This is a genomic window from Winogradskyella sp. (genome assembly GCF_965656915.1).
In the GTDB taxonomy this organism is placed as follows: Bacteria; Bacteroidota; Bacteroidia; order Flavobacteriales; family Flavobacteriaceae; genus Winogradskyella.
In genome coordinates, this window is sequence record NZ_CBFHMI010000053.1 from 1 (window position 1) to 15,186 (window position 15,186).

Annotated in this window: 12 protein-coding genes and 2 pseudogenes; 3 read left to right on the top strand and 11 right to left on the bottom strand. The window is 34.7% G+C overall.

The window, feature by feature from the left end; all coding sequences use genetic code 11:
• Window positions 1-192, bottom strand: a pseudogene (locus tag ACTG3Y_RS11145) (heavy-metal-associated domain-containing protein); the annotation flags it as partial.
• Window positions 193-288: 96 nt separating this feature from the next.
• Between ACTG3Y_RS11145 and ACTG3Y_RS11150 the strand changes: the two are divergent.
• Complete coding sequence (locus ACTG3Y_RS11150) at window positions 289-1,167, top strand: DMT family transporter (RefSeq protein WP_439153002.1); 879 nt, start codon at window positions 289-291, stop codon at window positions 1,165-1,167.
• Between the two features lie 49 nt (window positions 1,168-1,216).
• On the opposite strand, the gene ACTG3Y_RS11155 is transcribed toward ACTG3Y_RS11150, so the two are convergent.
• Both ACTG3Y_RS11155 and ACTG3Y_RS11160 read right to left on the bottom strand, forming a co-directional pair.
• Window positions 1,217-3,295, bottom strand: coding sequence for an insulinase family protein (locus ACTG3Y_RS11155; RefSeq protein ID WP_439153003.1), 2,079 nt, complete (start codon window positions 3,293-3,295; stop codon window positions 1,217-1,219).
• A gap of 16 nt (window positions 3,296-3,311) precedes the next feature.
• Entirely contained in the window at window positions 3,312-4,631 is a 1,320-nt protein-coding gene (locus ACTG3Y_RS11160; RefSeq protein WP_439153004.1) for a M16 family metallopeptidase, read from the bottom strand.
• 287 nt (window positions 4,632-4,918) lie between these two features.
• Here ACTG3Y_RS11160 and rplU point away from each other — a divergent pair, with 287 nt between their 5' ends.
• The gene (gene rplU, locus ACTG3Y_RS11165; RefSeq protein ID WP_439153005.1) at window positions 4,919-5,623 is read left to right on the top strand and encodes a 50S ribosomal protein L21; all 705 of its coding nucleotides are present in this window, start codon (window positions 4,919-4,921) and stop codon (window positions 5,621-5,623) included.
• A gap of 42 nt (window positions 5,624-5,665) precedes the next feature.
• Window positions 5,666-5,926 (top strand): 50S ribosomal protein L27, encoded by a 261-nt coding sequence (gene rpmA / locus ACTG3Y_RS11170; RefSeq protein WP_439153006.1) that lies wholly within the window; start codon window positions 5,666-5,668, stop codon window positions 5,924-5,926.
• A gap of 138 nt (window positions 5,927-6,064) precedes the next feature.
• Here the strand turns inward: rpmA and ACTG3Y_RS11175 are convergent, their stop codons facing one another.
• From ACTG3Y_RS11175 to ACTG3Y_RS11210, 8 genes and pseudogenes are all read right to left on the bottom strand, one after another.
• The gene (locus ACTG3Y_RS11175) at window positions 6,065-7,837 is read right to left on the bottom strand and encodes a MutS-related protein (RefSeq protein ID WP_439153007.1); all 1,773 of its coding nucleotides are present in this window, start codon (window positions 7,835-7,837) and stop codon (window positions 6,065-6,067) included.
• Between the two features lie 10 nt (window positions 7,838-7,847).
• Window positions 7,848-8,756, bottom strand: a complete 909-nt coding sequence (locus ACTG3Y_RS11180; RefSeq protein ID WP_439153008.1) for a M28 family peptidase — start codon at window positions 8,754-8,756, stop codon at window positions 7,848-7,850.
• Window positions 8,757-8,831: 75 nt separating this feature from the next.
• A complete protein-coding gene (locus tag ACTG3Y_RS11185) occupies window positions 8,832-9,578 on the bottom strand; it encodes a succinate dehydrogenase/fumarate reductase iron-sulfur subunit (protein ID WP_439153009.1) in 747 nt (248 codons plus the stop codon).
• A gap of 10 nt (window positions 9,579-9,588) precedes the next feature.
• Window positions 9,589-11,589 carry a fumarate reductase/succinate dehydrogenase flavoprotein subunit gene (locus ACTG3Y_RS11190; RefSeq protein ID WP_439153010.1) on the bottom strand — a complete coding sequence of 667 codons (2,001 nt, stop codon included), beginning with the start codon at window positions 11,587-11,589 and terminating at the stop codon, window positions 9,589-9,591.
• A 12-nt stretch (window positions 11,590-11,601) separates the two neighbouring features.
• Window positions 11,602-12,288, bottom strand: a complete 687-nt coding sequence (locus ACTG3Y_RS11195) for a succinate dehydrogenase cytochrome b subunit (protein WP_439153011.1) — start codon at window positions 12,286-12,288, stop codon at window positions 11,602-11,604.
• A 99-nt stretch (window positions 12,289-12,387) separates the two neighbouring features.
• A complete protein-coding gene (locus tag ACTG3Y_RS11200) occupies window positions 12,388-13,623 on the bottom strand; it encodes a hypothetical protein (RefSeq protein WP_439153012.1) in 1,236 nt (411 codons plus the stop codon).
• A 163-nt stretch (window positions 13,624-13,786) separates the two neighbouring features.
• Window positions 13,787-14,656, bottom strand: coding sequence for a hypothetical protein (locus tag ACTG3Y_RS11205; protein ID WP_439153013.1), 870 nt, complete (start codon window positions 14,654-14,656; stop codon window positions 13,787-13,789).
• Window positions 14,657-14,676: 20 nt separating this feature from the next.
• Window positions 14,677-15,186: pseudogene (locus ACTG3Y_RS11210) on the bottom strand (glycosyl hydrolase); the annotation flags it as partial.

Genomic DNA, 15,186 nt, shown 5'->3' on the forward strand with positions numbered 1-15,186 from the left:
CATTGCGCAAGTCATTCCATCGATACTAAATTCAACTTTAGCATAAGTTGCATTTGGATCTAGAGTTTGAGCAACGTCTTTTTCAGAAACTTCTACTTCTACTGTTTTAACTTCTGGTTGTGCTTCATTTTTACATGATGAAAAAGCCAACGTCATTAAGGCAACGATACAAATATTTTTAAATGTTCTCATAGGTACAAACTATTAAATTTTGGCTAAATCTAATAAATATTGATGTTTCTTGCATAAGAATTAACGATTTTTATGATTCTTTAGTAGCACTTTTGTATGAAAAGCCCTAACGTTAAGTGGATTTACCTTATAATTCTCTCAATAATTTGGGGAAGTTCATTCATTTTAATTAAGAAATCTCTACTCGGTCTAACGCCATATCAACTAGGCGCATTTAGAACCATATTTACTGGAGTCATTCTACTTTCAGTTGGTTATAAGAAACTAAAAAAAATACCCAGAGAAAAATGGAAATGGTTGATTATATCAGGATTTTTAGGATCGTTTTTTCCTGCTTTTTTCTTTGCCATAGCAGAGACTGAAATTGACAGTGCAGTTGCTTCTATACTTAACTCATTAGTGCCATTAAATACAATCTTGCTAGGCCTTGCAGTATTTGGAATTGCGTCAACAAGAAGGCAGGTTTTAGGCGTCATTATAGGTTTTGTAGGGACTGCTATTCTAATTTTAAAAGGATCAGAATTAAATCCAAACCAAAATTACTTTTACGCCGGTTTTGTAATTGCATCTACACTTATGTATGCAGCTAATGTTAATATCATTAAGCGTTATTTACAAGATGTAAAGCCTTTGGCCATAGCTGCTGGCAATTATGTCTTTATTGTCATTCCTGCAGTTATTATTCTCTTATTTACAGACTTTTTTACAGCTGAAAGACTAAATAATCCTCATCTATATAGTTCTTTACTATTTGTGTTTGTACTTTCAGTGTTTGGTACCGCTTTAGCTAAAATATTTTTTTACAAACTTGTTCACATATCTACACCTGTGTTTGCGTCATCTGTGACCTATCTTATGCCATTAATAGCATTAATTTGGGGTGTTTTAGATGGTGAATCATTTAGCCTCATTCAAGCATTAGCTTCATTATTGATTCTATTTGGAGTCTATCTCTCTAATAAAATAAAATCATAAAAAAACCGAAGCTTTCACTTCGGTTTAATTTTAGTATGTTTTTTAAATACTAGTTAAAATCTTCAGCTGTTACACCTTCATTAATTTTAACTTCTTTTGTTTCAAAAACAAATGACTGAGGACCTGTTGTAACCTTCATTGTGTAAGGCATCATCACCCCATCAACTTCTTTATAATTTGAAAAATCGGTTGTATTGGTAATAGACTGCCCTTGTGCTTCAATAGTTGTTTCAGTTCTTATTAAATACCCTGTTTTAGCATCATAGTATCTGTAAGATGTTTCACCATCTTTTGTAACCTTAATCTTGTAAGCATCATTACCTTCTATTGTTGTCATACTCTCCAACTCAATAGTTGACGGCTCTATATACAATTCATCGAACAACCCTTCACTAGATTTTCTTGTAGATAATTCTTTATCTTCCATAGGAATCTTTCTTCCTTGCTGCTCCATGTAACCATTCTCTCCATCAAAATTTTGTTTCATTAAAGTTCCCATTCCTTCGGCTACAACTTCCATTTTATACTTATTTGGTGCCATTTGCTTAATTGTAGCTGTAGGCTTAAATGGTGCACCTGGAATAGTCATGTCTGAAACAACCATCGTTGTATTTACTTTTCTCAAAGCGTCTTCTCCACCAATAGCCTTTACATAATTTTTAATTACTGTTTCTGCCGTTAATCCAGATGGTAATGGCTTAGAGAAAACTGGCTTTTCTGTTGGATTAGCATATGCATCGTAATACTTTATTGGAATTCCTGTTTTTTCAAGATTCTCTAAAACATCGCTTCCTTTACCTACAACAATTACACGAGCGTTTTCTGTTTTAAAATACTTATTCGCAACACGCATAACATCGTCTTTAGTTACAGCATTTATTTTCTCTAAATACGTTGCATAGAAATCCTCTGGTAAATCATTTAACTTAATATTTAATGCGTAACGTGCAATGGTTTGTGGGCTTTCTAATGCAAGCACAAAATCACCAACGTACTTAGCTTTGGCATTTGCTAAATCTTTGGAATCTACTGGTTCTGTTTTAATACGATTTATCTCTTTTAAAGTCTCGACAACTGCACTATCTGTAACAGCATTTCTTACGGCTGCACCTGCTGTAAAACGAGATGCATTCCATCTGCTTGTACCAACACTAGAACGTGCTCCATAAGTGTAACCATGTTCCTCACGCAGATTCATATTTAAATAACTACCAAAACCTCCACCAAGAATTTTATTAGCGATTAGCACTTTGTGATAGTCTTCGTCTTTCATTTTTAAATCAACGTTGTTAGTTAATGAAATGTTAGACTGAACTGCGTTTGGCATATCCACAAAATTAATCTGTGTATACTGCGCATTAGCTTTTGGTTCTGGAAGTGTAATATTTATATCTGCAGATTTCTCCCAAGCACTAAAATGTTCTTTCAGTTGTTTTTTAACATCACTCATTTTCACATCACCTACTACTACAATGTAAGCGTTGTTAGGATTAAAGTATTTTTCATAAAAAGCTAAGATATCGCCAAACTCAATGTTATTTACAGTTTCCTCTGTTACAAACTCACCTCTTGGATGATTTTTACCATATGATAATGCTCCACCTACACGTCCTGCAACAGCATCAACACTTTTTTCATTAGACTTTAAGTTTTCGATGAGTTTTTCTTTTTCTTTCTCAAACTCTTTTTTAGTCAGTAATGGATTAATAGCAGCATCTGCCATTAATTCAATAATTCTATCAGAATATTTAGACAATGAACTTGCAAAAGCTCCCTGAGATCCAAATCCTAAGCTTGCACCTAAGAAATCTATTTCGTCATTAAATTCATCTTTAGGAATATTTGTTGTTCCATTTCCTAACATTGCTGCCAAAATACTAGAAACACCAGCTATCTTTCCTTCTTTAATAGGTCTATTATCTATAGTTAAAGAATAAGATACCCTTGGTAACTTGTTGTTTTCTACAACTAATACTTTTATGCCATTCTTTAATTCAAATTCACCTGGTTTTTCTAAAGTTATTTTAGGCGCAGGTCCTGGCTCTGGCATTTTAGAGCGGTCTATTTGTGCATTTACTCCCATTGCCATTAAAAACAATACGACAAATGCAGATATTTTAGTTTTCATATTAAAATTTTTCATCTTATTGATCATCTTTTTTTGGTAAATACTCAAGTATTAATCTTTGGTCAGAATTTAAATACTTCTTAGCAACTTCTCTCATTTCCTCTCTCGTAATAGAACGATAGATATCAATTTCATTGTTTATTAAATTAATATCATCATATAACATGTAGTAACGTGCTAATGAATTTGCGATACCAGAAATACTTGAATTTGAGTTTACAAATTGATTTTCAAACTGGTTTTGAAGTTTCTGATAATCGCGCTCAGAAATTAATTCTTCTTGTATTTTAGCAACTTCTTCATCCATTTCCGTAATTAATGTATCTAAGGACACATCACCTAATGGTAGTGCGAACAATGCATAAATTCCATAATCTTCTTGACTAATATTAACCGCTTGTACCGCTAAAGCCTGTTTTTGCTCATCTACCAATTTCTTGTATAAGATTGAACTTTTTCCACCACTTAAATAGCTAGAAATCATATCTAAAACATATGCATCTCTATCTTTAAAAGAAGGTGTTCTGTAAGCACCTATCACTGCAGGAATTTGAATATTTGGATCATAAGCCTTATCTCTCATAGATTCCGTAATTGGCTCTTCTCTAGGAAGGTCTCTAACGATATCTTCTCCTCTAGGGATTGGACCAAAATAATCCTGAATCATTTTCTTAACCTCTGGTTTATCTATATCACCTGCAACAACTAAAACCGCATTGTTAGGTACATAGTACTTTTTATTAAAAGCTTGAAACTCTTCTAATGTTGCAGCATCTAGATGCTCCATTTCCCCAATAGTTGTTCCTTTATATGGGTGAACCTTAAACATGCGCTTCTTAATTTCAGCTAATATATTTCCATATGGCTGATTATCAACACGGAGACGCTTTTCTTCTTTTACTACTTCGTTCTGAGTATCAACACCTATTTGGTTAATTACTGGGTGTAATAAACGCTCAGACTCCATCCATAATCCTAGCTCAACACTATTAGACGGAAATACTTCGTAGTAATATGTTCTATCATCTGTTGTGTTGGCGTTGTTACTGCCTCCATTAGATGTTACGATGTTAAACCATTCTCCTCGAGGAATATTCTCTGTACCTTCAAATAACAAGTGTTCAAAGAAGTGAGCAAATCCTGTACGTTCTGGATCCTCATCTTTTGCTCCAACGTGATACATTACTGATACTGTGACTACTGGAGCCGAATTATCTTGATGTAAGATAACATGCATACCGTTATCCAAATCGTACTCCTCAAATTCTACTTTCTGCGCATTGGAATGAAACCCAACAAGCAATAAAAGCGCTAGAGTAAATAAGCTTTTTTTCATTATTAAGTGTGTTTTAATTTTAAATTGTTTTTAGTGTATGTCTCTGCTAAATGCAATTTGTTACATCTAGCCTTACAAAAATAAGGAATGATTCGTCTTTTTTCATAATATAATGCAAAAACTGTAGTAAAAATAGTACCAATGACGAATTGAATCTTCTCACCATTTTGAATTGTTCTAGAAATCGCTCAAAACGTTTGTAGATTAAGAATTTAGGAGTATATTTGCATCCGCTTTCTGAGAAAAGCACATTTAATTAATAAACAAATTAATAAAAACGTTACGCTATGTACGCAATTGTAGAGATAGCAGGGCATCAATTTAAAGTTGAAAAAGACCAAAAAGTTTTTGTTAACCGTTTATCTACTGAAGAAGGTAAGAAAGTTTCTTTCGATAACGTTCTTTTATTAGATGAAGGTAGCAATGTAAATTTAGGCGCCCCAGCTATAGACGGAGCACAAGTTAGTGCTAAAGTCCTAAAGCACCTTAAAGGTGATAAAGTAATAGTTTTCAAAAAGAAGAGACGTAAAGGTTACCGTGTTAAAAATGGACACAGACAAGCTTTAACTGAAATTGTTATTGAAAATATTGTTGCTTCAGGAGCTAAGCCAGCCAAAAAAGCTGAAAAAGCCACTCCAAAAAAAGAAACTAAGAAGGCTGAACCAAAAGTAGATGCAAAAGCTGCTGCACCGAAGAAGAAGGCTGAGCCAAAAGCTAAGCCAGCTGCTAAAAAGGCAACAGGTAAAGCAGATGACCTTAAAAAGATTGAAGGTATTGGACCAAAAATCGCATCTACATTAGTGGAAGGTGGTATTGCAACATTTGCGGATTTGGCAAAAGCTAAACCAGCTGCAATTTCTGAAATCATCGAAGGTGTACGTGGTAATCACGTTACAGATACTTGGCCAAAGCAAGCTAAATTAGCGGCTGATGGTAAGTGGGATGAATTAAAAGAATTACAAGACAGATTAGACGGTGGAGTTGAGAAGTAATTTTCACCACCATGAATATTAATAATATAAAACCTTAAGACAATGGCTCATAAAAAAGGAGTTGGTAGTTCTAAAAACGGTAGAGAATCAGAATCGAAACGCCTAGGTGTAAAGATTTTTGGTGGACAAGCTGCTGTTGCTGGAAACATTATCATAAGACAAAGAGGTAATACACATCACCCAGGTGAAAATGTATACCAAGGAAAAGACCATACTTTACACGCTAAAGTTGATGGTATAGTTAAGTTTACAAAGAAAAAAGACGACAAGTCTTATGTTTCAATTGAGCCTTTTCAGGCTTAAAACTAGCTTTCCTAAATCATAAGATTAACCCTTTCTATTTGTAGAGAGGGTTTTTTGTTTACCACCTCTCTTAACAACAAAGCAATCACTCTCGGAATTTTAAAAATGAATGGCTTTACTAACGCTCTGAATTACAATCTAAACAATTTCCATTTTCTTCAACAGAAAACTCGCATTCATGTTTTGGCAAACACCCTGTTTTAGTTTATAATCAAAGTAGAGCTCATCATTAATGATTTGCGCATCAAAATAATAGTTCTTTACAGCCTCTAATTCAGTGTCAATTTCAGTCAGACTTAGATCGTGAGTGGCAATGATGCCTGTAGCGTTAAGCTTTACCAATTTTTCTACAAATTTTCTAGATCCTATTGCTTTATCTGTACTATTGGTTCCTTTTAATATCTCATCTAAAATTACAAAGTAGTTTTTGTCGTTTTCAATAGTATCAACAACAAATTTGAGTCGTGTTAACTCACTAAAGAAATACGAACTATCATCTGTTAAAGAATCTGATGTGCGCATGCTCGTAATGAGCTTAATTGGCTTGTATTGACTTTGCGCAGCACAAACTGGTAGACCAACATTAGCCATAACAATATGTAAGGCCACAGTTCTTAAAAATGTACTTTTACCAGCCATATTCGCTCCAGTAACAATAAAGAATTGTTGATCTTGCAATTGTAAATTGCTATCAATTCGCTTTTCTGAATTCAGCAATGGGTGACCTAAATCTTTCGCAGAAATGGTGGTGTCTTCATTGGTTATTTCAGGATAGATAAACTCTTGATGGTTAAATGCATAGTTCCCTAAACTATTAAATGCATCAAAAAATGTAACAACTTCAAACCAGTCTTCTACTTTATCTGCGTTTTCAGCAATCCATTGTTCTACGTGATAGGTCTGTCTTATATCCCAAAGTAAATAGCCATTACCAAAAATGGCTGATATGAAATTGTTTCTGTTATCTAGTGCATCTAATGCTTTAGAGAATTTTGAAAAGATTTGCGAAGCTTTTAGATTTTCTGATTGAATTTTTTGCTGCTGTGTTTTCAATAATTCTGACGTAAAGTTTTTATTTTCAATCTGCTCTAGCAATAAGGCATATTGTCTAAATGTGTCTTTCGTTTTTTCAGTGTTCGAGGCAACATTATTTATCTTTTTAAGATAGCGTGCGGTAATTGCCAGACCCAGAAGTAACCAATAACCTGCATACTTAATTGGAATTATTTCCATAATACCTAAAACCAGAATAAGTATAGAGGCCATACTAAATACTATGGTTAATACATATTCAAGTTTTCCTAAAAAAGGTTGATACGCTTTTAGCCATTCTATAATAGACTTTTCAGAATAGTCTATTTCTACTCCTTTTGCCACGCCAGAATAACGTTGTCGCCACTCTGGTTCTTGGGCTAACTCTTTAACAGCTTCTTGTCTAGTCTGAATATTTGTAACATTATTAGAAAGTAAATGCCTTACAAGTGCCTCAGTACCTTCCTTAATCGTGGTTCTATTTATAAATTGAAAAAATGAACCTCTACCAAACAGATCAATATCCAAACTATAATGGTGTTTTGGGTTTTGAAACTGCTTTCCATCTGCTCTTGAATGAAAATCACCAGAGGCAATTTTAAGTTCATTCTCATTGATTATGGCTAATCTTTTATGAAGTGCTCGGTTGGTTTTTAACTCTGTATATTTCGATAATAGAAATAAGAAGATAGAAATTCCTAAAAGTGTAATTATGGCTAAGAATTTCGATTGTGCGAAGAACAAATAAATACCAAATGCTGTAAGTACAAATACAGAAAGTCGTAACACACTCAACAGACCCATTTGCTTATAAAGGCGCTTGGACTCTAGCTTGTGTTTTTTAAGTTGTTCTTTATAAAAAGTGATGTGATTCTGCATTTCAAAATTATTATAACCCTGAATTATCAATAGTTAAGAACATAGATAAAATAATCTTAGTAGCATTGATATAAAACTGAGGATTAATATCTTTAAAATCATCCGTAGGTTTATGATATGAAGTATGGTCTTCATTGCCAAAATACAAAAACGGAATTTTCGCTAGATGCAATGGAGCATGGTCTGAAGACATTGTCCAGTTTTGTTTCCCATCAGTTCCATCATGGCCTTGTATTAGTTTGGTCGATGTTGGATTATCGAAATTTTCAATGGTGCTGTTCAAAGACTGATTGTATGTTCCACCAACAACGTACAATTCATTTTTATCACTTCGGCTAATCATGTCCATATTTAGGTTTAGCAATACGTTATCATTATCTATAGTGGATACAAGATGCTTAGCACCTTGCAGTCCTATTTCCTCTGCATCAAAAGCAGCAAGTATCACAGAATGCTTAGGTGGGTTTTTTGTAAAATATTCAGCGAAGCTGAACAAAGCAGATACACCTGAAGCATCATCATCTGCCCCATTATATACGACATCTTTTCTTGTCCCTAAATGATCGTAATAAGCACTAATAACTATATATTTATCTGGCTTTTCTGTTCCTTTTATTTCAGCCAAAACATTGACTCCTTGTATGCTTTTATTTCTTAACTGAAATGAGAATGGTTGCTCATAGTTTTCATTAAACCCTTTAATTTTTAAGTCTTTAAATTGCTTAATAATATAGGCTCTTGCAGAGTCATTACCTCTAGTGCCAGTACGTCTGCCTTGATATTTATCTGAACTTAATTCTTCTAAATGAACTAAAAGTTGGTCTTCGTCAAAGAGTGTAATCTCTGATTTAACAGCTTGAGCACAACTTGTTGCAATACATACCAACAAGAAAACAAAGCTGAATAATTTAATTTTCATATTAGGGTTAGGGATTTAAAACAAAAAATCCTAAGCATTACTTAGGATTTTCGTAAAAATAAATTTTAATTTTTATTATCCTTTAAAACTTGCGGCTAAATATTCACGATTCATACGTGCAATGTTTTCTAAAGAAATACCTTTAGGACATTCTACTTCACAAGCTCCTGTATTTGTACAGTTACCAAACCCTTCTTCATCCATTTGTTTTACCATGTTTAATACACGATCTGTCGCTTCAACTTGTCCTTGCGGTAGTAAGGCAAACTGTGATACTTTAGCTGACACAAACAACATTGCTGAAGAATTTTTGCAACTCGCTACACAAGCACCGCAACCAATACAAGTTGCCGCATCAAATGCTCTATCTGCATTGTCTTTTTCAATTGGAATAGCATTAGCATCTTGGGTATTACCAGAGGTATTTACCGAAATAAAACCACCTGCTTGTTGTACACGATCAAAAGATGATCGATCTACAATTAAATCTTTTACTACAGGAAAGGCTTTAGCTCTCCATGGCTCTATATAAATTGTATCACCGTCATTGAAACTACGCATATGCAACTGACATGCTGTTATTTTAGTAGATGGCCCATGTGCTCTTCCATTTATGTATAAAGAACAAGTGCCACATATACCTTCTCTACAATCGTGGTCGAAAGCAATAGGTTCTTCTTGTTTTTCTATTAATTCTTGATTAAGGACATCTAACATTTCTAAAAAAGACATGTCAGGAGAAATTCCACTAACAGGATAATCAACGATTTTTCCTTTATCATTTGCGTCTTTCTGACGCCATATTTTTAATGTTAAATTCATCATAGCTTTTTTATTTGTAACTTCTCTCTTTCACTTCTATATTTTCATAGTCTAACGATTCTTTATGATGAATCGCTTCACTTGGCTGGCCTTTATATTCCCATGCAGAGACATACTGAAACTCTTTACGTCTCATAGCTTCACCACTTTCTGTTTGGTACTCATCCCTAAAATGACCACCTGCTGACTCCTCGCGCTCTAATGCATCTTTAGCAAACAATTCTCCTAATTCTAAGAAGTCTGCTACACGACCTGCTTTAGCTAATTCTTCGTTGTATTCGTCCGCTGTTCCTGGTACAAATACATCTTTGTAAAATTCCTCGCGTAATGCTGCAATTTCAGTAATAGCATCTTTTAGGTCTTTTTCATTTCTAGCCATTCCACACTTATTCCACATAATCTTACCAAGACGCTTGTGGAAGTGATCTACTGATTTTGTGCCTTCATTATTAACTAATTTGCTAATATCTTTTCGAACTTTTTGTTCTGCCTCGTCAAATTCTTTGCTGTCTGTAGGAATTTCTCCTGTTCTAATATCGTGGGCTAAATAATCACCTATAGTGTAAGGCAATACAAAATAACCATCTGCTAATCCTTGCATTAATGCTGAAGCTCCTAATCTATTAGCTCCGTGATCAGAGAAATTAGCCTCTCCTATCGCGTACAATCCAGGAACTGTTGTCATCAAATTGTAATCTACCCAAAGACCACCCATAGTATAATGAACTGCTGGATAAATCATCATTGGTGTTTCATATGGATTCTGATCTACAATTTTCTCATACATCTGGAATAAATTTCCATACTTATTCTCTACCACCTCTTTACCGAGTTTTGTAACTAGTGCTTTATCATCGACATCTAATCCTTTAACATAAGCTTGCTCTTTACCGTAACGCTCAATTGCAGACGCGAAATCTAAATAAACAGCTTCGCCTGTTAGATTAACACCATAACCAGCATCGCAACGTTCTTTGGCTGCTCTCGATGCCACATCTCTTGGTACAAGGTTACCAAAAGCTGGATAACGACGCTCCAAATAATAATCTCTATCCTCTTCTGCTAAATCTGTTGGTTTTAAACTACCATCTCTAATGGCTTCAACATCTTTTTTATGTTTTGGCACCCAAATACGTCCGTCATTTCGAAGTGACTCTGACATCAATGTTAATTTAGATTGATGGTCTCCAGAAACCGGAATACAGGTTGGGTGAATCTGAGTGTAACATGGGTTTGCGAAGAAGGCACCACGTTTGTGAGCTTTCCAGGCTGCAGTTACATTACTTCCCATGGCATAAGTAGACAGGTAGAATGCATTTCCATATCCTCCGCTTCCTAAAACAACAGCGTGTCCTGAATGTCTTTCTATTTCACCTGTTACCAAATTACGAGCAATAATACCTCTTGCTTTACCATCGACAACAACTACATCTAACATTTCGTGACGTGTGTACATTTTTATCTTACCACGACCAATCTGTCGATTCATTGCAGCATAAGCACCAAGTAATAATTGCTGTCCTGTTTGACCTTTAGCATAGAATGTTCGTGATACTAATACACCACCAAACGAACGGTTATCTAAAAGTCCACCGTACTCTCTTGCAAATGGCACACCTTGTGCTACGCATTGGTCAATAATATTGGTTGATACTTCAGCCAAACGATAAACGTTAGCTTCACGCGATCGGTAATCTCCACCTTTCACAGTATCGTAGAATAATCTGTATGTTGAATCACCATCTCCTTGATAATTCTTTGCTGCGTTAATTCCTCCTTGCGCCGCAATAGAGTGCGCACGTCTTGGCGAATCCTGAAAGCAGAATGCTTTTACATTATAACCAAGCTCTGCGAGTGTGGCAGCCGCTGAACCTCCTGCTAAACCCGTACCAACGATAATTACATCAATAAGACGTTTATTGGCAGGATTAACCAGGTTAATATCATTTTTATGTTTTGTCCACTTGTCCGCTAAAGGACCTTCTGGTATTTTAGAATCTAATATTGACATCCTGTTCTTTTTTTAGTGTGTAAAGTGATGGTAAACTGCAATGAAAATAAATAAAGCAGGGATTCCTATAGAATACACTTTACTAAATCCTTTTAAACTTTTAATGTACTTATTATTAGCACCAATAGATTGAAAAGCTGAGTTAAAACCGTGTAAAAGATGTAATGCTAATAACACGAATGCTACAACATAAATCCCCACTCTTACCGGGCTTACAAACTTTTCTCTAAGTTCTTCGTAATAACGAAAACCAGACTCTGCATTGTTAGGGTCTATTAATCCACTCATGTCGCCTTCAACATATTTAACGGTCATTTCGTGTACCCAGAAATCATAAAAATGAATACCTAAAAATGCAAGTATCACTAAGCCACTTAACAACATATTTCTAGATACCCAACTTGAGTTACCAGAAGGAACATTTTTAGCATAGCTTACTTTTCTGGCAGCTCTGTTTTTAGCTTCTAAAACAAAACCCATTACAAAGTGAAATATCACTCCAATAATAAGGATCGGTTGCATAAGCCCTTGTACCAACGGGTTGGTACCCATAAAATGGGACATGTTATTGAATAATTCTGCACTGAAAACTGATGTAAAGTTTATGGAAACATGCATTACGAGAAAAATCATGAGGAAGAGTGCCGAAAGTGCCATGGCAAACTTTCTTCCAATCGACGAATTTAGAATTCCGCTCATTGTAGATCTAATCTTTTTGTTAGTCCTACAAAAATACTGCACAAATGGCGTATTGCCAACATCAGTGTACTATAATTATTTATTTAGAATGATTATAATCTAAAAGTCAAATCGTGGATTTACAATGGTGTTATATATAGATCCAAAAGAATAACTAAACCCAACATTTACAAAGTAATTATAGCCCGATTGTAACTGTTGTTGCTGTAATAATAATTCTTCTAAGGATAAGCCACCACCAGGAAGATTAATTTGATTTCTGGTTATGGAATAGCTACCGCTCACGTTAAAATTAAAACCTTTGAATAACCGAATTCTTGTACCAAGAAAAAAGTTTACTGAGTATAAACTTGTATCATTTAAAAACTGATTATAGGAAACTTCACCATTGATATTTCCCCATTCCTGATTAACTCGTCCTCCAAGTTGAACTCCATGTTCCCAAAGATATTCTTCGGTTTTATTAAACAAAGTTCGTTCGGTGTAATCATTAAATCTAATTCCGTTACGATACGATATAGTCAATTGCTTTTTTGCAGAATCTACATAATTGAAGAAACTATATTCTAATGCTGGTCTAAAGGTCCACGCTAAATCCGTATTATTAAATGTTGAAGAACTCAATGTTCCAAAAAATCCGTAAGACCAATGGTCATTGATACTTAAAATATCACTCACATTCAAGGATTTTCTATCGTTGATTCCAACAATTTCTTCACCTTCAAATTCAAAAACATTTCGGCTTTCACTAAAGAAAGTACTAATACGAAATTTATTTTTTTCGGTAACACGTCTGGCAGAAGCATTAACGTTGATGTTACTGAATCGGCTTTGTTCTTGACCATCAAAAAAACCACCGGCTCCAATCTGAAATAACCAGTAATTCCAAGGGTCATTATCTTCAACGTCATCTTTCTCATCTTCAGGCACAGGTACGTTGACAGTAACCTCTTCAACTGTTCCATTTTCAATCCAAAAACGCACTAAACCTAATTTTAGATTTTTTAAAACTCGTTGCCTTACTTCATCTCTGGTCATGTTAGCATCCGTTGAAAAACTTAGCTTATAGTTAATAGCTTCAAACTCTTCTTTCCCTATAAACTGCATGTCGTAGCTGCGACCTCCACTTCCATTCCTTTGAGTTACCACAAATACATGAACATCTCCCAAATATTGATCTCTTACAAACTGCGTATTGCCAAGATTCTGTCTTAAATATTCGCTATCGCAAACATTACAATCTAAAAAAATACTGAGTTGATCTGTGACATTTTTTTGTGCATAAATTAAATTAATAGACAAAGAAATGACCAGTAAAGTAAGATGTCTTAACATGATTGATTGATGAATTTGGTTAGTGCCAATGTAAATATGACTATAATAGTAAACGTGAGAAAAGTATTATAGTATTTTTAGCATGCATTATTTCACAGCCAAACTATTTAAAGTTGCTGTAATAGATGTGAAAATAATGTCAAAGAAGTGTAAAAAATTCTGATTAATTGGAAACACTAGGAATCAATCCGCGTAATCCCATATCAACCACCTGTTCGCCAGCTGAAGGCTCATACTTGCCATCGGCATTAACTTCTGTCCACTCAAAACTATTGTTGATAGAGAAAGAGAGTGTTACAATGACATCTTCAGTTTCATTACCAGTTATTTCAAAAGCATTAGCAAACTGACCTGTAACTACGCACGATCCTTGTGGCACAGGAGACGTATCAAACAATGGGTTAGGTACCGTTGTTGCTCCTTCTGGCGCCTGACCTTGAGTAGTAAACCCTAATGCTTCAAATGCCCAAAAACCTTGTAACACATTATCATCTACTGTAATTGTACTCCCATTTAAATCAAATTCTGTGATGTAATTATTGTAACCAACAAAACTTGCTAAACGTCCTGTAACTTCACCTATATTATCTGCTAAAAGTTGTATATCTCCTTCTTGATAGGCTAAAGATACTCTAACCCATTCGTAAGCACCAGAAGCAACTTCACTCAACGGTATACTTAAAAACACCTCATCATCTCCTACAAAAATAGATTGTTGAAAATCAATGGCCATATCTCCACCTTCATCAGTCTCAGCTCCTTCATATACAATCTCTCCCTGACCTAACAATGTTGTTGCTATGGGAGCAAATTCTATATAATTAGCACTCATTCTTTGAATGGTTGGTGTTTGCGCTGCGTTTCCGTTCGGTATCGTTGCAGGTTGTCCTAAATTATCTAAACGCTGTTGATTAGGATCAAAATTTAGTTTGATAATTAATTGTGGATTATCACTTACTGGTGGTGAATCATCACTACTGCACGATGACAGCATCAAAAATAAAGCGATGAAAAGTAGGTTAACTGATTTCATTTATATGGGTTTAATAATAGTTATTTGATTTCTAATTTGGTTTTAGCATTTTCTATTTGTACTGTAAAAACGCCTTTTGGTAAATAATATTTTCCGTTGCTTGCTTCATTGATGTCTATACTTGTGTTTTCTTTTAGTAATGCTTTTCGTCCTTTAGCCGTTAATTCTAAGTTGTAATCTATATAATTAAAGCCTTTGTCTACATTTACCGTCATTCGGTTTAATTCAGCTCCCTTTTCAGATAAAATTTTAATCGTTTTTTCACCAGAAGTGTTGCTATAAAATTGTAGTGTTTTTTCAGGTTCATAAGCGTCTAACCATTTGCTCCATGAACTTCCCCAACGGCTTGAATATCGAACAGGACTTACGTTAAAAATCGTTACAGGTGTCGATGTCATCGCATCATTCATTTTTTGTAATGGTGAAATATTAGCCTTATAAATACTACGACCATGTGTGCCTAATAGTAAGTCATTAGCTTCAGGATGCACAACAATATCGTGTACAGCCACATTAGGTACTCCATTTGA